This is a genomic window from Bradyrhizobium sp. HKCCYLRH3059, assembly GCF_051168035.1.
GTDB lineage: Bacteria > Pseudomonadota > Alphaproteobacteria > Rhizobiales > Xanthobacteraceae > Bradyrhizobium.
Genome location: NZ_JBNPUF010000004.1, coordinates 426084 through 445385, shown reverse-complemented (window position 1 = coordinate 445385; position 19302 = coordinate 426084). Strand labels below are relative to the sequence as shown.

At 65.9% G+C, this 19302-nt stretch carries 21 protein-coding genes; 17 read left to right on the top strand and 4 right to left on the bottom strand.

Going from position 1 to position 19302, the window contains the following annotated elements:
- Window positions 1–32: 32 nt before the first annotated feature.
- Window positions 33–227 carry a hypothetical protein gene (locus ACQR13_RS15970; protein ID WP_315712501.1) on the bottom strand — a complete coding sequence of 65 codons (195 nt, stop codon included), beginning with the start codon at window positions 225–227 and terminating at the stop codon, window positions 33–35.
- Between the two features lie 218 nt (window positions 228–445).
- Between ACQR13_RS15970 and ACQR13_RS15965 the strand changes: the two genes are divergently transcribed.
- The 10 genes from ACQR13_RS15965 to ACQR13_RS15920 all read left to right on the top strand — a co-directional run bounded on the left by ACQR13_RS15965 (window position 446) and on the right by ACQR13_RS15920 (window position 10179).
- Window positions 446–802, top strand: a complete 357-nt coding sequence (locus tag ACQR13_RS15965) for an ArsC family reductase (protein ID WP_315712500.1) — start codon at window positions 446–448, stop codon at window positions 800–802.
- A 275-nt stretch (window positions 803–1077) separates the two neighbouring features.
- A complete protein-coding gene (locus tag ACQR13_RS15960; protein WP_315712499.1) occupies window positions 1078–1833 on the top strand; it encodes an ABC transporter ATP-binding protein in 756 nt (251 codons plus the stop codon).
- Window positions 1826–2572 (top strand): ABC transporter ATP-binding protein, encoded by a 747-nt coding sequence (locus ACQR13_RS15955; RefSeq protein WP_315712498.1) that lies wholly within the window; start codon window positions 1826–1828, stop codon window positions 2570–2572. The genes ACQR13_RS15960 and ACQR13_RS15955 overlap by 8 nt, the downstream gene beginning before the upstream one ends.
- A gap of 115 nt (window positions 2573–2687) precedes the next feature.
- Window positions 2688–3911, top strand: a complete 1224-nt coding sequence (locus ACQR13_RS15950) for an ABC transporter substrate-binding protein (protein WP_315712497.1) — start codon at window positions 2688–2690, stop codon at window positions 3909–3911.
- Between the two features lie 79 nt (window positions 3912–3990).
- A complete protein-coding gene (locus tag ACQR13_RS15945) occupies window positions 3991–4854 on the top strand; it encodes a branched-chain amino acid ABC transporter permease (protein WP_315712496.1) in 864 nt (287 codons plus the stop codon).
- 1 nt (window position 4855) lies between these two features.
- Window positions 4856–5824, top strand: coding sequence for a branched-chain amino acid ABC transporter permease (locus tag ACQR13_RS15940; RefSeq protein WP_315712495.1), 969 nt, complete (start codon window positions 4856–4858; stop codon window positions 5822–5824).
- A 143-nt stretch (window positions 5825–5967) separates the two neighbouring features.
- Entirely contained in the window at window positions 5968–6612 is a 645-nt protein-coding gene (locus ACQR13_RS15935; protein ID WP_315712494.1) for a DUF47 domain-containing protein, read from the top strand.
- 14 nt (window positions 6613–6626) lie between these two features.
- Window positions 6627–7634, top strand: coding sequence for an inorganic phosphate transporter (locus ACQR13_RS15930; protein WP_315712493.1), 1008 nt, complete (start codon window positions 6627–6629; stop codon window positions 7632–7634).
- Window positions 7635–7774: 140 nt separating this feature from the next.
- Window positions 7775–9394: a peptide chain release factor 3 gene (locus tag ACQR13_RS15925; protein ID WP_434862973.1), complete on the top strand. Its 1620-nt coding sequence runs from the start codon at window positions 7775–7777 to the stop codon at window positions 9392–9394.
- A gap of 251 nt (window positions 9395–9645) precedes the next feature.
- A complete protein-coding gene (locus ACQR13_RS15920; protein ID WP_434862972.1) occupies window positions 9646–10179 on the top strand; it encodes a GDSL-type esterase/lipase family protein in 534 nt (177 codons plus the stop codon).
- 42 nt (window positions 10180–10221) lie between these two features.
- Here ACQR13_RS15920 and ACQR13_RS15915 read toward each other — a convergent pair whose 3' ends face one another.
- The 3 genes from ACQR13_RS15915 to ACQR13_RS15905 form a co-directional block, all read right to left on the bottom strand.
- Window positions 10222–10629 (bottom strand): response regulator transcription factor, encoded by a 408-nt coding sequence (locus tag ACQR13_RS15915; RefSeq protein ID WP_315749903.1) that lies wholly within the window; start codon window positions 10627–10629, stop codon window positions 10222–10224.
- On the bottom strand, window positions 10626–11492 hold the full coding sequence (locus ACQR13_RS15910; protein ID WP_315749904.1) for a S1C family serine protease: 867 nt from the start codon (window positions 11490–11492) through the stop codon (window positions 10626–10628). The genes ACQR13_RS15915 and ACQR13_RS15910 overlap by 4 nt, the downstream gene beginning before the upstream one ends.
- Window positions 11493–11589: 97 nt before the next feature.
- Window positions 11590–12321: an aspartate/glutamate racemase family protein gene (locus tag ACQR13_RS15905; protein WP_315712486.1), complete on the bottom strand. Its 732-nt coding sequence runs from the start codon at window positions 12319–12321 to the stop codon at window positions 11590–11592.
- 161 nt (window positions 12322–12482) lie between these two features.
- Here ACQR13_RS15905 and ACQR13_RS15900 point away from each other — a divergent pair, with 161 nt between their 5' ends.
- The 7 genes from ACQR13_RS15900 (at window position 12483) to der (ending at window position 19300) form a co-directional block, all read left to right on the top strand.
- The gene (locus ACQR13_RS15900) at window positions 12483–13076 is read left to right on the top strand and encodes a hypothetical protein (protein WP_315749905.1); all 594 of its coding nucleotides are present in this window, start codon (window positions 12483–12485) and stop codon (window positions 13074–13076) included.
- A 189-nt stretch (window positions 13077–13265) separates the two neighbouring features.
- On the top strand, window positions 13266–13853 hold the full coding sequence (locus ACQR13_RS15895; RefSeq protein WP_315712484.1) for an NnrU family protein: 588 nt from the start codon (window positions 13266–13268) through the stop codon (window positions 13851–13853).
- 2 nt (window positions 13854–13855) lie between these two features.
- Entirely contained in the window at window positions 13856–14680 is an 825-nt protein-coding gene (gene panB / locus ACQR13_RS15890) for a 3-methyl-2-oxobutanoate hydroxymethyltransferase (RefSeq protein WP_315749907.1), read from the top strand.
- Window positions 14681–14847: 167 nt separating this feature from the next.
- Window positions 14848–16440, top strand: a complete 1593-nt coding sequence (locus tag ACQR13_RS15885; RefSeq protein WP_315749909.1) for a class I adenylate-forming enzyme family protein — start codon at window positions 14848–14850, stop codon at window positions 16438–16440.
- Between the two features lie 177 nt (window positions 16441–16617).
- Complete coding sequence (locus ACQR13_RS15880) at window positions 16618–17271, top strand: tetratricopeptide repeat protein (protein ID WP_315749910.1); 654 nt, start codon at window positions 16618–16620, stop codon at window positions 17269–17271.
- 45 nt (window positions 17272–17316) lie between these two features.
- The gene (locus tag ACQR13_RS15875) at window positions 17317–17847 is read left to right on the top strand and encodes a hypothetical protein (RefSeq protein ID WP_315749912.1); all 531 of its coding nucleotides are present in this window, start codon (window positions 17317–17319) and stop codon (window positions 17845–17847) included.
- A gap of 82 nt (window positions 17848–17929) precedes the next feature.
- A complete protein-coding gene (der, locus tag ACQR13_RS15870; RefSeq protein ID WP_315749914.1) occupies window positions 17930–19300 on the top strand; it encodes a ribosome biogenesis GTPase Der in 1371 nt (456 codons plus the stop codon).
- The last annotated feature ends 2 nt before the right edge of the window (window positions 19301–19302 follow it).

Below are 19302 nucleotides of genomic sequence, written 5' to 3'. Positions count from 1 at the left end.
GCGTTGCGCGTGGCATTCGTTATCTTGTGCGGTCACGCCAGTGCAATGCGCTCGCGCGTCTCCTCGACCCAGGCATGGGCGGCGAACCATTCATGGTAGATGCGGCAGTGCGGGCAGTATGCGCGCGAGAAGAACACGGGCATGCGCTGAAAGCGCGCGGCGTCCATTTCCATCCCTGTCTCGATGCTGCGGCCGGTCTGCGGACAACGGACCATGATCTTGCCCATTCGCGGTCTCCTGTTCGTGGGCCAGATACGCCGGGGATGCGAAGAAAATGTAATGCTCAGCCGACAGTTTCGTGGCAAAGGTCGGAGTGAATTCCGACCGCGGAACGCGCGGCGTCGCTGCATCAAAAGCGGGTGAATCCCGCTGCAAAATGCACGGCCGATTGTCGCAACGCGGGACATCCGCCGCGGTCGGACACGATTGTTTGAGGACGCGTGGCATGAGCATCACGATCTACGGAATCAAGAACTGCGACACGATGAAGAAGGCGCGCGCCTGGCTCGACGATCACGGCGTCGCTTACGAATTCCACGACTACAAGACCGCCGGAATCGACAAGGCTAAACTCAAGGCATGGAGCGACGAGCTCGGCTGGGAGGTGCTGCTCAATCGCGCCGGGACGACGTTCAAGAAGTTGCCCGACGCGGACAAGAACGGACTCACCGAGAGCAAGGCGATCGCGCTCATGCTGGCGCAGCCTTCGATGATCAAACGCCCGGTGCTCGATCTCGGCGGCCGCCGCGTGGTGGGCTTCAAGCCGGATCTCTACGCAAAGGACGTGAAGGCTGCGAAGTAGTTGGAGCCGCGATCGCCGCGCGCGTGCAGGAAAATGCCGGTGGTATGATTTTCTATGTCAGCGGGAAATACCGGCCGATTTCAACGCAAGGTCCGCCGGCCGCCTTGCGACGTCGTTGCCCAGCTTTCCGCCTTGCCTAACTCCCTCGATTGACGGCATATTCCGGCGCGAAGCGGTCGCGGGTGGCGACGAGGAATCGTCCAGCCGTCCGGCAGAGCCGCCGTACAGGAAGAAGCGAGGGCCAGGCGCTGACGGCGCCGGCTTGGGGGGAATCTTTGGCTGACGAGTTCATTCTCGAGACCCACGGATTGACGAAGGAATTCGCGGGATTTTTTGCCGTTCGCGATGTTTCGCTCAAGATCCGCCGGGGCACCATTCACGCGCTGATCGGCCCGAACGGGGCCGGCAAGACCACGTGCTTCAACCTGCTGACGAAGTTCCTGACGCCGTCGGCCGGCAAGATTCTCTATAAGGGTCAGGATATTACGGCGACCGCGCCGGCCGACGTGGCACGGCTCGGCCTGGTCCGCTCGTTCCAGATCTCGGCGGTGTTTCCGCATATGACGGCGCTGGAGAACGTCCGCGTCGCCCTGCAGCGCCAGCATGGCTCGTCGTTCGATTTCTGGCGCTCCAAGAGCGTTCTGAACCGCTTCAACAGCCGGGCGCTCGAGCTGCTCGACGACGTCGGCCTCAGCGAGTTCGCCAATATTCCGGCAGTCGAAATGCCCTATGGGCGCAAGCGCGCGCTGGAGATCGCGACCACGCTGGCGCTCGATCCGGAGATGATGCTGCTGGACGAGCCGATGGCCGGCATGGGCCACGAGGACATCGACAAGATCGCCGCGCTGATCAAGCGCATCTCCGCCAAATACACGATCCTGATGGTCGAGCATAATCTCAGCGTCGTCGCCAACCTCTCCGACACCATCACCGTGCTGACGCGCGGGCAGGTGCTGACGGAAGGGCCGTATTCTGAGCTCTCCAAGGATGAGCGCGTCAAGGAAGCCTATCTGGGAGCCGGACATGCCTGAGGTGATGACGGCCACGAAGCCAGGGCAGGCGGCTGCGACCAGCACCATTCTCGACGTCAACAACCTCGAGAGCTGGTACGGCGAGTCCCACATTCTCCACGGCATGAACTTCAACGTGAATGCCGGCGAGGTCGTCACCCTGCTCGGGCGCAACGGCGCCGGCAAGACCACGACCCTGAAATCGATCATGGGGATCATCGGCAAGCGCACCGGCTCGGTTCAGTTCAACGGCCAGCAGCTGATCCGCATGACCTCCGACAAGATCGCGCGGCTCGGCATCGCGCTGTGCCCGGAGGAGCGCGGCATCTTCGCGAGCCTCGATGTCCGCGAGAACCTGCTGCTGCCGCCGGTTGTGCGGCCGGGCGGCCTGACGCTCGACCAGATCTTCGAGCTGTTTCCGAATCTGAAGGAGCGGCTGAAGAGCCAGGGCACCAAGCTTTCCGGCGGCGAGCAGCAGATGCTGGCGATCGCGCGCATCCTGCGCACCGGTGCCAGCTTCCTGATGCTGGACGAGCCGACCGAGGGTCTCGCGCCCGTCATCATCCAGCAGATCGGCCACACCATCGCGCGGCTGAAGAAGGAAGGCTTCACGATTCTCCTCGTCGAGCAGAACTTCCGTTTCGCCTCGACGGTCGCTGATCGCTACTACGTCGTCGAGCACGGCAAGGTCATCGACGGCTTCGCCAATGCCGATCTGTCGGCCAACATGGACAAGCTGCATACTTATCTCGGCGTCTGACCAGCGCCAGCGGCGCTGACCTGGCAGTTCCTTCCGCGGTTTTCTCGCGGTTTTCTTGGTAGAATCTCTTGGCAGTTCTCTTGGCAGTTTTCTTGGAAAGTTCTGGAAGTTGGAAATGAAGAGCAAATTCATCGCGTCGCTGCTGCTGGGAACGGCACTCACTCTCGCCGCTGGCAGCGTCGCTTCGGCCGGCGACAAGACCGTCAAGATCGGCGCGCTGTCCGATCAGTCGGGTCTTTATGCCGATCTCGGCGGTCCCGGCTCGACACTCGCAGCGCAGATGGCGATCGAGGATTCCGGCCTCACCGCGAAGGGCTGGAAGATCGACGTCATCTCCGGCGATCACCAGAACAAGCCGGATATTGGCACCTCGATCGCGCGCCAGTGGTTCGACGTCGACAAGGTCGACGTCATCGTCGACGTGCCGAACTCGGGCGTGGCGCTGGCGGTGAACAACGTCGTCAAGGAAAAGAACGGCGTCTACATCAATTCGGGCGCTGCGACCTCGGATCTCACCAACGCGCAGTGCTCGCCCAACACGGTGCACTGGACCTACGACACCTACATGCTCGCGCACACCACCGGCCAGGCGCTGGTCAAGGCGGGCGGCTCGACCTGGTTCTTCCTGACGGCAGACTACGCCTTCGGCGCCGCGCTGGAGCGCGACACCACGGCGGTCGTGACCGCCAATGGCGGCAAGGTGATCGGCGGCGTCAAGCATCCGCTCAACACCTCCGACTTCTCCTCCTTCCTGCTGCAGGCGCAGTCGTCGAACGCCAAGGTCATCGGCCTCGCCAATGCCGGCGGCGATACCACCAATACGATCAAGCAGGCGGCTGAGTTCGGCATCAATAAGGGCGGCCAGAAGCTTGCCGCGCTGCTGTTGTTCCTGACCGACGTCAAGTCGATCGGGCTCGACATCGCGCAGGGCCTCAACTTCACCGAGACCTTCTACTGGGACATGAACGACCAGACCCGCGTCTTCTCCGAGCGCTTCGCCAAGCGCATGAAGAACGGCGCGCCGCCGACCATGGTGCAGGCGGGCGTCTATGCCGGCTTGATGCATTACTTCAAGGCGCTGGAGGCGCTCGGCGAGAACCCGCATGACGGCGTCAAGATCGTCGACAAGATGAAGTCGATCCCGACCGACGATGCGCTGTTCGGCAAGGGCGAGATCCAGCCGAACGGCCGCACCATCCACACCGCCTATCTGTTCGAGGTCAAGAAGCCCTCGGAGTCCAAGGGCCCGTGGGATCTCTACAAGCTGGTCGGCTCGGTACCGGGCGACCAGGCCTTCACGCCGCTCGACAAGAGCGCGTGCGCCTTGTTGAAGAAATGAACCGCTGTGGCTCCGGCGGCTGAACGTCGCCGGGGCCGCCATCTTCTGGGAAACGCCGAGAGAAAACAGAAACAAGACGATGCAGGCCCTCTACGCACAGCTCCTGGTCGGACTGATCAACGGCTCGTTCTACGCGCTGCTCAGTCTCGGGCTTGCCGTCATCTTCGGCATGCTCAACATCATCAATTTCGCCCATGGCGCGCTCTACATGATGGGCGCGTTCTGCGCCTATTTCCTGCTGAACCTCGGCGGCATCAATTATTGGTGGGCGCTGCTGCTGGCGCCGATCATCGTCGGCATCTTCGGCATGGTCCTCGAGCGCACCATGCTGCAATGGATTGCCGGGCTCGACCATCTCTACGGACTGCTGCTGACGTTCGGACTGGCGCTGATCATCCAGGGCGTGTTCCAGAACTTCTTCGGCTCGTCCGGCCTGCCTTATGCGATCCCGGATCAGCTCCGCGGCGGCATGAACCTCGGCTTCATGTATCTGCCGGTCTATCGCGGCTGGGTCGTCATATTCTCCCTGGTCGTCTGTCTGGCGACCTGGTTCCTGATCGAGCGGACCCGGCTCGGCGCCTACCTGCGCGCGGCCACCGAGAATCCGACATTGGTGCGGGCGTTCGGCATCAACGTGCCGCGCATGATCACGCTGACCTACGGCCTCGGCGTCGGGCTCGCGGCGCTGGCCGGCGTGTTGTCGGCGCCGATCAACCAGGTGCGGCCGCTGATGGGCGAGCACATCATCATCGTGGTGTTCGCGGTGGTCGTGATCGGCGGCATGGGTTCGATCATGGGCTCGATCATCACCGGCTTCCTGCTCGGCGTGATTGAGGGACTGACCAAATATTTCTATCCCGAGGCTTCCAACACCGTGGTCTTCGTTCTGATGGTCCTGGTGCTGCTGGTGAAGCCGACGGGTCTGACCGGACGAGCGGCCTGACATGACATCCATCACCGACGCAACCCTGCCGATCACCCCGCGCGCGATGCGCGATGAGATGATCGTGTTCGTCATCATGACAGCGCTGCTGGCGATCGTGCCGTGGACCGGGCTGTACCCGTTCTTCGTCATGCAGGCGCTGTGCTTCGCGCTGCTGGCCTGCGCCTTCAACCTCCTGATCGGCTATGGCGGCCTGCTGTCGTTCGGCCATGCGATGTTCCTGGGAACGGCCGGCTATTGCAGTGCCCACGCGCTGAAGGTGTGGGGGCTGCCGCCCGAGCTCGGCATCCTGACGGGCGTCGCCGGATCGTTCGTCCTGTCGGTGATCACCGGCTACATCTCGATCCGACGCCAGGGCATCTATTTCGCGATGATCACCCTGGCGCTGTCGCAACTCCTGTACTTCATCTATCTGCAGGCGCCGTTCACCCATGGCGAGGACGGCATCCAGGGCATTCCGCAGGGCCGGATGTTCGGCATCCTCGACCTGTCCAAGCCGACGGTGCTCTATTACGTCGTGCTGGTCGGCTTCCTCGCCGGCTTCCTGCTGATCTTCCGCACCATCAACTCGCCGTTCGGCGAGGTGCTGAAATCGATCCGTGAGAACGAGCAGCGCGCGATCTCGCTGGGCTACAAGACCGACCATTACAAGCTGCTCGCCTTCATCCTGTCGGGGACGCTGGCGGGCCTCGCCGGTGCGCTGAAGGTGTTCGTCGCCCAGAATGCCTCGCTGACCGACGTCGAGGTCGGGATGTCCGGCCAGATCGTGCTCATGACCCTGGTCGGTGGGCTCGGCACCGTGTTCGGCCCCGTCGTCGGCGCGTTCGTGATCGTCGGCATGCAGCAATATCTGTCCGGGTTCGGCCAGTGGGTGACGGTGATCCAGGGCGTGATCTTCGTCGCCTGCGTGCTCACCTTCCGCCGCGGCGTCGTCGGGGAAATCGCCCATCTGTTCAAGCGATCCCTCTAAGTCATTGATCTGAAAAGAGATCATCGGAAGGGCAGAAAGCGGTGGATGATCCGGCCACCGCTTCTGCTGGTGCGCGATCCGGAGTATGACAGTTCTGTGACGGGCCGGCCCTGGCCCGTTTCGGAATGGATGGATCTCGTCCCATGCTGCACTGGTTTCGCGCCGTCCTCCCGCGGGAGGAGCGGTTTTTCGATTTGTTCGCCCGCCACAACAAGGTGGTGATTCAAGGCGCCCATGCGCTGCAGGACATGCTGCAGGGCGGCGACGACATCCTCAGGCATTGCCAGCGCGTCAGCCAGCTCGAGAACGAGGCCGACAACATCACCCGCGAAGTGCTGACCGCTGTCCGCCGCACTTTCATCACCCCATTCGACCGCGGCGACATCAAGAACCTGATCACCTCGATGGACGACGCCATCGACCAGATGCAGCAGACCGCCAAGGCCGTGGTGCTGTTCGAGGTCAAGGAGTTCGAGCCGACCATGCGCGAGATGGGCACCTTGCTGGTCGACTGCGCCAACCTGATCGGAAAGGCGTTGCCGCTGTTGCAGGCGATCGGTCAGAACGTGCCGATGATCACCGCGATCACCGAGGAGATGACCAAGCTCGAGGGACGGGTCGACGATCTCCACGACATCGGGCTGAAGGAGCTGTTCCTCAAGCACCGCAACGCCAACACGATGGATTTCATCGTCGGCGCCGAGATCTATGACCATCTGGAGAAGGTCGCCGACCGCTTCGACGACGTCGCCAACGAGATCAATTCGATCATGATCGAACAGGTCTAGGGTAGGGCCGCGCCGTGGACGCTCAACTCGGCCTTCCGATCCTGGTCGGCCTCATCGCCGTCGCACTCGCCTTCGATTTCCTCAACGGCCTGCACGACGCCGCCAACTCGATCGCGACCATCGTTTCGACCCGCGTGCTGCGGCCGCAATATGCGGTGTTCTGGGCCGCATTCTTCAACTTCGTGGCGTTCGGCGTGTTCGGCCTCCACGTCGCCCAGACCATCGGCACCGGCATCATCGATCCCGCGATCGTCGACGCGCAGGTGATCTTCGCTGCGCTGGTCGGCGCCATCGTCTGGAACCTGGTCACCTGGGCGGCCGGCATTCCGTCGTCGAGCTCGCATGCGCTGATCGGCGGGCTGGTCGGGGCAGGGGTCGCCAAGGCCGGCATCTCGGCCACCGTGTGGAGCGGCCTGTCCAAGACCGTGCTGGCGATCGTGCTGTCGCCGCTGGTCGGGCTGGTGCTGGCGATGATCCTGGTCGCGATCGTGTCCTGGGCCTCGGTGCGCTCGACGCCGTTCGCGGTCGACCGCGCCTTCCGCATCCTGCAATTCGCTTCGGCCTCGCTCTATTCGCTCGGCCATGGCGGCAACGACGCGCAGAAGACGATGGGCATCATCGCCGTGCTGTTGTACTCGCAGGGCCATCTCGGCGAGCAGTTCACGGTGCCGTTCTGGGTCGTGCTGTCGTGCCAGGCCGCGATGGCGCTGGGCACCCTGATGGGCGGCTGGCGCATCGTCCGCACCATGGGCCTGCGCATCACCAAGCTCAACCCGATGCAGGGCTTCTGCGCCGAGACCGGCGGCGCCATCACGCTGTTCCTGGCGACGTTCCTCGGCGTGCCGGTGTCGACCACCCACACCATCACCGGCGCCATCGTCGGCGTCGGCGCCGCTCGCCGTGCCTCGGCGGTGCGCTGGAACGTGGCCGGATCGATCGTCTATGCCTGGATCTTCACGATTCCGGCCTCGGCCATCGTCTCGGCGCTGACGTTCTGGCTGGTGTCGGTGCTCCGGCACTGATCCGGGGCGGGCGAGGGGACAACTCGCCGGTTGGAGTTGCGGTGCAAAACGCCTATATGGAGGGCGCGCGGCGGCCGTGATCCCGCGCCTTTCCCATCAAATCGCCCGCTCTCTGGCCCCGAAACGACGTCCGCCGCCTCATGTCCGATACAAGTTTGACGACCGAACAGCCGTCCCGCTCCGCGCTCTCCGACGAGGTCGCGCGCCGGCGCACCTTCGCCATCATCTCGCACCCGGACGCCGGCAAGACGACGCTGACCGAGAAGCTGCTGCTGTTCGGCGGCGCCATCAACCTCGCCGGCCAGGTCAAGGCCAAGGGCGAGCGCCGCAACACCCGCTCGGACTGGATGAAGATCGAGCGCGAGCGCGGCATCTCGGTCGTCACCTCGGTGATGACCTTCGAGTTCGAAGGGCTCGTCTTCAACCTGCTGGACACGCCGGGCCACGAGGACTTTTCCGAAGACACCTATCGCACGCTGACCGCGGTCGACTCGGCCGTCATGGTGATCGACGCCGCCAAGGGCATTGAGGCGCGCACGCGCAAGCTGTTCGAGGTCTGCCGCCTCCGCGACATCCCGATCATCACCTTCATCAACAAGATGGACCGCGAGAGCCGCGACACCTTCGATCTCCTGGACGAGATCGAGAAGACGCTGGCGCTCGACACCACGCCGATGACCTGGCCCGTGGGGCGCGGCCGCGACTTCATCGGCACCTATGACATCCGCGACGGCGGCGTGCGTCTGCTCGAAGGCGGCGGCGCCAAGACCGGCGCGGCGCAGCAGATCGACATCGCCGAGCTCGGCAAGATCAACGCCAATCTCGACATGAGTCAGATCACCGACGAGCTGGAGCTGGTCAAGGAAGCCTGCAAGCCGTTCGACCTGGAGGCATTCCGCGAGGGCCACCTGACGCCGGTCTATTTCGGCAGCGCGCTGCGCAATTTCGGCGTCGGCGATCTGCTCGAAGGCCTCGGCCGCTACGCGCCGTCGCCGCGCGCGCAGGAGTCGAACCTGCGCAAGGTCGAGGCCGCCGAGCCGCGCATGAGCGCCTTCGTGTTCAAGATCCAGGCGAATATGGACCCCAACCACCGCGACCGCATCGCGTTCGCGCGGCTGTGCTCGGGCAAGCTCAACCGCGGCATGAAGGCGAAGCTGGTACGCACCGGCAAGACCATGCCGCTGTCGAGCCCGCAATTCTTCTTCGCCCAGGACCGCTCGGTGGCGGACGAGGCTTTCGCCGGCGACGTCGTCGGCATTCCCAACCATGGCAGCTTGCGCATCGGCGACACCCTGACCGAGGGCGAGGATCTCACCTTCGTCGGCGTGCCGAGCTTTGCCCCGGAAATCGTCCGCCGCGTCCGCCTCACCGATGCGATGAAGGCGAAGAAGCTGAAGGAAGCCTTGCAGCAGATGTCGGAGGAGGGCGTCGTGCAGGTGTTCCGCCCGCGTGACGGTGCGCCGGCGCTGGTCGGCGTGGTGGGACCGCTGCAGCTCGACGTGCTCAAGGCGCGGCTCGATGCCGAGTACTCGCTGCCGGTCGAATTCGAGATCTCCGAGTTCTCGCTGGCGCGCTGGATCTCGTGCGACGACAAGAAGAAGCTCGAGGCGTTCATCGCCGCCAACAATTCCGGCGTCGCCGACGACGTCGACGGCGATCCGGTGTTCCTGGCCAAGAACGAGTTCTATCTCGGCTACACCAAGGAACGCGCCGAAGGCATCGTGTTCTCCAACGTCAAGGACGTGAAGAAGAAGGCCTGACGCTGCTGCTCTCCGGTCATTCCGGGGCATCGCGAAGCGATGAGCCCGGAATCCATTTTGCCCCTTGTTCTGTCGCTCAATGGATTCCGGGCTCGCCCTGCGGGCGCCCCGGAATGACGCGTAGAGAGAAACAGGACTCTTCCACAGTCGACTTGGCGCATGCTGCGGGATGAGACCCGTAGCGCCGCGCGCTTTTCACCAGACGACTGGTGAGCTACGCTTCCTCTCACACCAAGCGGGGGGAAAAGAAAATGCCAGCGGGATCTTTGGGCCGCCTTGTCTGGCGCCAGATGGTGGCACTGTTAGCTGCGTGTGGCTTGGCGTTCGCGGCGATCGGAGCGGCAGACGCCGCCGAGGTGGTCGCGCTGGGCGCCAGCAACACCTATGGCAAGGGCGTCAATCGCGGCGAGGATTTTCCGGCCCAGCTCGAGGCCATGCTCCACGGCAAGGGCGTTCGGGTCAGCGTCGCCAACGCCGGCATCAACGGTGATACCACCGCCGGGATGCTGTCCCGCTTCGACAGCGCGGTCGATGGATCAACCCGCGTGCTGGTGCTGCAGCCCGGCGGCAACGACGCCCGCAAAGGGGTCGGCGACCAGCGCGCCAGCAGCATCAGCGCCATCATGGCCAAGGCCGCGCAGCGCCGCATCAAGGTCGTGATGGTCGAGAACGGCATGTTCCGTGGCCTGCCGCATCAGGTCGACGGTGTGCATCTGACCCCGGAGGGCTATCGCATGCTGGCCGCGGCGCTGCTGCCTCGCGTGATGGGCGGCTTGCGGAAGTAGCTCGCCGCGAGGTCGTGAAGCGCGCCGCGCCGGCCTGCGGTCTCACAGCTCGATGATTCCCCGTCGCGCCGCATGCGCCACCGCATCGGTCCGGCCCGTTGCATCGAGCTTGTCGAGCAGCGAGCCGACGTGGAACTTCGCCGTATGTACGGAGATGCCGAGGCTGCGCGCGATCTCCTTGTTGGAGCAGCCCTCGGCCATCAGCGCCAGGACGTCGCGCTCGCGGGCGGTGAGCTGAAAATCATCGATCGCCTGGCCGTCGATCCTGTCGTCGCCGCTGCGCGCCTCATCACTGCCATGCAACGGCGCGACGGCGACGTCGGCGCTCTCGCCGGGCGCGACCAGCGTCAGGCCCGTGACATCGCCGAGCAGCGCCGCCAGCCGGTCGGCCAGCTCGGCATCATCGACCGCGATCGCGATCCTGATCGGCGCGCGCGCCTTCTCGCTCACGCCGGCCTCTCGCCGATGGTCAGGGCGAACTGCACCGGCTCGCCGGCACGCAGCGCTGCGACCTCGACGACGGCGCCGACGCTGTCCGGACCGAGTTCGCGCATCATCGCGCGCATGCCCCTGAACGGCTCCTTGTTGAGAGCGGTGATGACGTCACCCTGGCGCAGGCCGGCGGCCGCGGCCGGGCCGCTTTTGTCGAGGCTCATGATCATCGCACCGAGTCCATCGTCGAGCCGGACCGGCTGCAGGCCGGCACCGAGATAGCCGCGAGCGATGCGACCATGCGTCTCGAGCTTGCTGGCGACCCGTTCGATCGTGGCCGCGGGTATCACGAGCGTCCGGCGCGGGCCGCGCACGGCCATGCCGATCGCGTGGCCCGCAGCGTCGAGCACGAGACCGCCTTCGGCGCTGTGCCGCAGCCTGGTGTCGAGCTCGATGCGCGCATCGATGTCGCCGCCGCGCAGGCTGCGCCAGGCGCCTGCCGATTGCGAGACCATCGCCAACGCCGCGGCCGGCTTGCCCTGATCGGCGGCGACGAGGATGGCCAGAGCGCCGAGCGGCGGCACGCCGCCGGCAAGCGAGGCGGCCGCGACATCCTTGCCTTGGAAGCGGAGCAGGGCGATGTCGGTGGTGTGATCACGCCCGGCGATCGTGACGGGGCGGGTCGTGCCGTCGGCGAAGGCGAGCACGATCTCGCCCTCCTCGGCAAGCGTCTCGTCCGCCGTGACGACGAGGCCCGGCTTCCAGACGAAGCCGGAGGCGCGCGAGCGGTGCGAATGGACCGAGACCAGTGATGGCGCTGCGGCGGCAACAGCGGCGGCCAGCGCGGAGGACAGTGAGGAGAGGGCGGACAGATCGGGCATCGACGGCTCCATGGGTTGATCCCAATGTGGCGCGTCGATGGTCGTTGCGGAACTCCCCAGGTGGGCAGGCTACGCTCATCCGGGCTACAGGTTGAAGTCAGAGCGTCGTCCGCGCCTTCGGCAGCGGGAAGGCGAGATCGCCGTGCTTCGACGTCTTCAGCCCCAGTCCGATCAGCGCCTCGGCGAAGCGCACCGCTGCGGCGACGCCGTCGATCACGGGAATTCCGAGCTCGGTGGAGAGGTCGTGCGCGAGATCGGCCATGCCGGCGCAGCCGAGCACGATGGCGCCGATACCGTCCTCGCGCAGCGCCGCCCGGCATTCGCCGAGCAGCGTGCCGCGGACATTGGCCTCGGGCTTGTCGAGGTCGAGCACGGCAACGTCGACGGCGCGCACCCTGCGGCAATGCTGCTCCATGCCGTAATTGCGCACGAGGTGCTCGGCGATCACCTTGGTGCGCGACAGCGTCGTGACGATGCTGAAATGGGTGGCGACGAAGCTCGCCGCATGCATCGCAGCTTCCGCGATGCCGAGCACCGGCACAGCCGACAATTCGCGCGCGGCGAGCAGGCCGGGATCACCGAAGCAGGCGATCACATGGGCGTGGCAGCCTTCTGCGTCTCCGGCCTCGACCTCCTTGAGCATGCCGACCGCGGCAATCGCCTCGTCGTAATGGCCCTCGATCGAGGCGGCGCCGAACCGCGCGGTGCGGCCGACGATCCGCGTCGACGGGCTTGCGCTGGCCTGGGCCGCCTTGGCGATCAATTCGGTCATCGTCGCCGTCATGTTCGGGTTGATGACGTTGATCACGGTCTCGCTGTGGCGGCTCATCGTCGCGTCCGTCTGCTGTCGCATCCTGCCGTGTTCTAGCCGAGTTCCGCTGTTACGGTCGAGAGCCGTTCGCGGCGCCGAACGCGCAGACGTGAACGGGATTGAGCTTGCGAATTCTGCGATCGGATCCAGCTTGGAGTCCATCCCAGCCCGAGAGTCCCATGCTCCGTGTCGTCGTGCTCCTCCTGCTGATGGTGGCCGCTCCGGTCGCCGCCGACGCGCGCCGCCAGCAGATCAATCCGGTGCCGTTCGCGCACACGCCGTGCAGCGTGCTCGACGAGCAGCCGTGCACGCCGTCGTTCTGCAGCGTCTTCGGGCCGTGGCCGTGTATTCCCGAGATGAACTATCCCTATGGCCAGAACCTGCAACTCACGATCGAGAGCCGGCCCGCCAAGGATCAGGAAGCCAAATATCAGAAGCCGGATCACGATCTCGACACGATCGGCGATCTGTTCGCAGCGCTGCGCGCGTGCTGGACGCCGCCGCCGGAGGACAGCGCCCGCGCCGGGATGCAGATGACGGTGCGCTTCAGCTTCAAGCGGACCGGCGAGATGATCGCGCCGCCACGCGTGACCTTCGCGACATCAGGCGCCCCGGCCGACACGCGCGCGACCTATCTGAAGACGATCAATTCCTCGCTCGACGGCTGCCTGCCGCTGAAGTTCACAAAGGGGCTCGGCGGTGCGCTCGCCGGCCGGCCGATCGCGATCCGCTATGTCGAGAATCGCGATCTGAAGAACACGTCGGAACGGTGATGGCGTCGTCCGCTGTGCTCCATCTCCCGACCGCATAGCCCGTCATGCCACTTCGGCTTTTCGAGCCGGCCCGGAACGACGGCGAGCGGGCGGGAGTGCCTGACGTTGAAATGCGCCACGTTGCGAGGCGGCCCCCGGAAATGATACCGATGCCCACGCACAGGTCGCGTGCAAGCGAAGGGGGACGCCGTGGGACTTCTGGTGATGGTGGTGGGGCTGGTGCTGTTTCTCGGCGCCCATGTGTTCACGACCCGGCGCGAGGCGCGCGCGAAGGTCATCGCGCGGCTGGGCGAGGGCACGTATAAGCTCGTCTATACTGTCGTGGCCCTTGCCGGCCTCGCCCTGATCGTCTGGGGTTTTGCCGCGTACCGCCACGACGGCGGCTGGATCCAGGTCTGGACGCCGCCGAAGGCGCTCAAGCACATCAATCTCGCCTTGATGCTGCCGGCGGTGATCATGATCGTCGCCGCCTACATCCGCGGCCGCATCTACACCGTGCTGAAGCATCCGATGCTGGCCGGCGTGAAGCTGTGGGCGTTCGGGCATCTGCTCGCCAATGGCGATCTCGGCGGCATCATCCTGTTCGGCTCGATCCTGGCATGGGCGGTGTTCGACCGCATCTCGCTGAAGCGCCGCGCCGACGCCGGCGGCCCGCCGATCCCGGTCGGCGGCGTTGGCAATGACGTGATCGCGGTGGTGGTCGGCATCGTCGTCTATCTCGCGCTGGCCTTCGCGTTCCATCCTGTCGTGCTCGGCATTCCCGTCATCGGGGGGTAGCGATGTCGGTGCAATCGACCGTCCGCCGCAAGACGGCTCCCGAGATTCGCGCCCGCAAGGGCGGCGAGCCGATCGTGATGCTGACGTCCTACCACGCCCATACCGCGGCGCTGGTGGATCGCCATTGCGATGTGATCCTGGTCGGCGATTCCCTCGGGAATGTGATGCACGGCTTCGAGACCACCGTGCCGGTGACCCTGGAGATGATGATCCTGCAGGGCTGCGCCGTGATGCGCGGCTCGCGCCAGGCGCTGGTGGTGGTCGACATGCCGTTCGGCTGCTACGAGGCCACGAAGGAGCAGGCGTTTCATGCGGCGGTGCGGATCCTCAAGGAGACGCAATGCGGAGCGGTCAAGCTCGAGGGCGGGGCGCGGATGGCCGAGACGGTCGCCTTCCTCAGCGAGCGCGGCATCCCGGTGATGGGCCATGTCGGCCTGACGCCGCAATCGATCAACACGCTCGGCTCGTTCCGGGCGCAGGGCCGCGACGAGGCGGATTGGGCCGCGATCGAGAACGACGCTGCGGCGATCGCACAGGCCGGTGCGTTCTCGGTGGTGATCGAGGCCGTGGCCGAGCCGCTGGCGCGCAAGATCACGCAGCAGATCGCGATCCCCACCATCGGCATCGGTGCCAGCGCCGCCTGCGACGGTCAGGTGCTGGTTTTGGAGGACATGCTCGGCCTGTCGCCGCGGGCGCCGAAATTCGTCCGCCGCTACGGCAATCTGGGTCCGGCGATCGACGAGGCGATCGAACGCTACGCGGCCGACGTGCGTACCCGTGCGTTTCCGGCGGCGGAACATGTCTACGGAATGAAGTCAAAGACCTGACGGGCGCCTCTCGCTTGATCGGCCCGTTGGCGTCGTGGTGCGCGCGGCGTCACGGGATGAATCTCCGGCGCTGGCGGAGATAGCCAAGCGCGTCATCCCTTGGTTATGTTTCAGGCTGGTCCGCGTCGCGGCGAACAACGACAAGAAGCCAAGCTCGGGGAAACTCCATGGACTGGTCGACCTATGTAACGCCGCCGATGCGGCGCGAAGCCCGTTTCGGCGATCGCGTGGTTCCGTTGTTCACGGAGCGGCCCGCGAACCTCTGGGCCATGGTCGAAGAAGCGGTGGAGCGCAACGGCGACGGCGAGGCGCTGGTCTGCGGGGCCGTGCGGCTGTCGTGGCGCGAGGTCGCCGCGACCGCCGCGCGGATCGCCGGCGGGCTGCAGGCGAGGGGCTTGCGCAAGGGCGACCGGCTGGCGCTGCTGCTCGGCAACCGCATCGAATTCGTGCTCACGTTGTTTGCCGCAGCCAAGCTCGGGCTGATCACGGTGCTCCTGTCGACGCGACAGCAGACGCCGGAAATCGCCTATGTGCTGAAGGATTGCGGCGCCCGGCTGCTGCTGCACGAGGCTGCGTTGGCGGACCGGTTGCCGGCCGCTGCGGAAACGCCGGAGCTGGCGGGGCGCATTGCCGTCGACGATCGTCCGGCGCGGTCGGATTTTGCAGCGCTGGCCGATCATGCCGCGCACGAAAATCACGTCGAGGTGGCCGAAGAGGACACCGCGATGATCCTCTACACCTCCGGAACCACCGGCCGGCCGAAAGGCGCGATGCTCGCCCATTGCAACATCATCCACTCCTCGATGGTCTACGAGACCTGCCTGGGGCTGACGCGGGCCGACCGCTCGATCGCCGCCGTGCCGCTCGGCCATGTCACCGGCGTCGTCGCCAACATCACCAGCATGGCGCGCTGCGCCGGCACCTTGATCATCATGCCGGAGTTCAAGGCCGGCGAATATCTGAAGCTCGCCGCGCGCGAGCGCGTGACCTACACGGTCATGGTCCCCGCGATGTACAATCTCTGCCTGTTGCAGCGCGACTTCGACAGTCATGATCTCTCATGCTGGCGGATCGGCGGCTTCGGCGGCGCGCCGATGCCGGTCGCCACCATCGAGCGGCTGGCCGCCAAGATCCCTGGCCTCCGGCTGGTCAACGCCTATGGCTCGACTGAGACCACCTCGCCGGCGACGTTGATGCCCTCGGATCTGACCGCGCGCCATATCGACAGCGTCGGGCTGCCGTGTCCGGGCGCCAGCATCCTGGTGATGGACGGGCAGGGGCGGGAGCTGCCGCGCGGTGAGATCGGCGAGATCTGGATCGGCGGCGGCCAGGTCATCAAGGGCTACTGGAACAATCCCAAGGCCACCGGCGAGAGCTTCACCGCCGGCTATTGGCATTCCGGCGACCTCGGCTCCGTCGATGCCGACAATTTCGTCCGGGTGTTCGACCGGCAGAAGGACATGATCAACCGCGGCGGGCTGAAGATCTACTCGGCCGAGGTCGAATCGGTGCTGGCGAGCCACCCGGCGGTGGTCGAGAGCGCGATCATCGCCCGGCCATGTCCGGTGCTCGGCGAGCGCGTGCATGCGGTGGTCGTGACCCGCGAGCCGATGAGCGCCGAAGCGCTGCGCAGCTGGTGTGCCGAGCGGGTCTCGGATTACAAGGTTCCGGAAACCCTGACCGTGACCGCGGACCCCCTGCCGCGCAACGCCAACGGCAAGGTGATGAAACGGCAGTTGCGCGAAGCCTTGACGGCGTGATAGCCGCGTTCGGACCCTGTGGCAGAACCGGGGAGTAACGCCTTGATTCGGCTGGACTCGCCTTGCCACCGCCATGCCGATGCGGTATCGGCGCCGGCGCGCGGGCAACGGGCCGCTCGCGCGGCACTTCAAACGCATGCGCGCGCGCTCGCAGCGAACCTGACGGGATGTCCTTAGGTGTCTGAATTTATTGATGAAGTAGATGAGGAGGTCCGTCGGGAACAGCTCAAGAAGCTGTGGGACCGCTACTCGATCTTTATCATCGCCCTTGCCGTGCTGATCATCGCCGGCGTCGGCGGCTGGCGCGGCTACCAGTATCTCGAAGGCCAGAAGGCGGCCGAGGCGGGCTCAGCCTTCAACAAGGCCCTCGAACTCTCCGAGCAGAACAAGCATGCCGATGCGGAGAAGGCCTTTGCCGATGTCGCGGCCAGGGCCCCATCGGGATACCGCATGCTGGCCCGCTTCCACCAGGCTGCCGAGGCCGCCATGCGCGACAAGGCGGCTGCCGTGAAGATCTACGACGAGCTTGCTGCGGACCGCAGCATCGGGGCCGAGCCGCAGTCGATGGCGCGGCTGCGCGCGGCAGGCCTGCTGGCCGATACGGCGCCTTACGCCGACCTCAGGCAGCGCCTCGAAGGCGAAACGGCGCCTGGCGCGCCGTTCCGCCACGCCGCCCGCGAATTGCTGGCGCTGTCGGCGTGGAAGGCCAACGATGCCGCGGCGGCCCGTCAATGGCTCGACATGATTGCGCTGGATGGTGAGACCCCGCCGGGCCTGCGCTCGCGCGCCGAAGCGCTGCAGGCGCTATTGCCTGCAGTCGCCAAGAGCTGATCGCGAACCTCGCGACGGCGAACCGAGTTGATTGGAACGACGATCATGCGCCGCCCCCAACGTGTCATTGCCCTCACGGTCCTCGTTGCGCTTTCCGGCGTGCTGGGCGGCTGCGCGAGCGGGGGAAGTTTCGACCCCTCGGACATGCTCGACTTCCTGGACACCAAGAAGAAGCTGCCGGGTGACCGCAAGCCGGTGTTCCCGGAGGGCGTGCCGGGTCTCGAGCAGGGCGTGCCGAAGGAACTCTACAAGGGTGCCCAGCAGCAGCCGGTGACCGACCCAGGCGCTCAGGCGGCTACGCCGCCGGCGCCTCCGGTGGAGGAGCCCAAGGGTAAAAAGGGCCGGCGGCAGGCGGCCGTGAGCAACCCGACGACGGCCGATCCGCAGGATGGCGAGGCTGCCGCGGTCGAGGAGGGCGCTGCCGCCGTTCCGCCGGCACCGAAGCCCAAGAAGATCGTGCGCCGCCGCACCACGGCACCACCGCCGGATGATGCTGCCCCGGCGCAGCAGCCGGCGGCCCAGCGATCCGGCGGCGGCTTCCCGGCGCCGATGCCGAGCGGCTCCTTCAGCCGTTAATCTCACCTGCGAATCGGCGGATCGCCCGTTCGGTTTTGCGGCCGAATGCGCTAAAGCTGCGCGCTCACGCGCACGGATCATCATGCCCTTCACCATCGCCATCATCGGCCGGCCCAACGTCGGCAAGTCGACCCTGTTCAACCGTCTGGTCGGGCAGAAGCTGGCGCTCGTCGACGACATGCCGGGCGTCACGCGCGACCGCCGCGAGGGCGAAGCGAAGCTGTTCGATCTCAACTTCACGATCATCGACACCGCCGGCCTCGACGAGGGGCCGAAGGGCTCGCTGACCGCGCGCATGCAGGAGCAGACGGAAACCGCGATCGCGCTCGCCGACGCGCTGTTCTTCGTCATCGATGCCCGCATCGGCCTGACGCCCGCCGACCGCGCCTTCGCCGATTTCGCCCGCCGCGCGGACAAGCCGGTGCTGCTGCTCGCCAACAAGAGCGAGGGCAAGCATGGCGAGCTCGGCGCCATGGAGTCGTATGCGCTGGGTCTCGGTGATCCCATCCAGATCTCGGCCGAGCACGGCGAGGGCATGGGCGAGCTCTATGACGCCGTCAGCAAGCTCGTGCCGCCCACGGACGATGAGGAGGACGAGCACGAGGAGACCGACGAGGAGCGCGCCAACAGGCCGATCCGGGTCGCGATCGTCGGCCGTCCCAACGCCGGCAAGTCGACCCTGATCAACCATCTGCTCGGCGAGGAGCGGCTGCTCACGAGTCCCGAGGCCGGGACGACGCGCGATTCGATCGCGGTCGAAATCGAGTGGAAGGGCCGCGGCTTCCGCATCTTCGACACCGCAGGTCTGCGCCGGCGCTCGCGCATCGAGGAGAAGCTGGAGAAGCTGTCGGTGGCGGACGCGCTGCGCGCGGTGCGCTTCGCCGAGGTGGTCGTGCTGATGATGGATGCGCAGAACCGCTTCGAGGAGCAGGATCTGCGCATCGCCGACCTGATCGAGCGCGAGGGGCGTGCCCTGGTCATCGCCGTCAACAAATGGGACCTGATGGACGGCAACCCCGGCCAGATCTCGATGCTCCGCCGCGATGCCGACCACTGGCTGCCGCAGGTCGCGGGCGCGCCGATCGTGGCGGTGTCGGGCCTGATGGGCGAGGGCATCGACCGGCTGATGCAGGCGATCGTCGAAGCCTACGCGGTCTGGAACCGGCGCGTGCCGACGGCGGCGCTGAACCGCTGGTTCGAGGGGGCGATCGCCGACAATCCGCCGCCGGCGGTGTCGGGCCGCCGGCTCAAGCTGAACTACATCACCCAAACCAAGGCGCGGCCGCCGAGTTTCGTGCTGTTCTGCTCGCGTGCCGACGCGATCCCGCAATCCTACTTGCGCTATCTCACCAACTCGATGCGCGAGACCTTCGAGCTGCCCGGCACGCCGGTGCGCATCACTCTGCGCGAGAAGGCCAATCCGTTCGCGCACAAGCGCAAGCGGCCGAACTGATC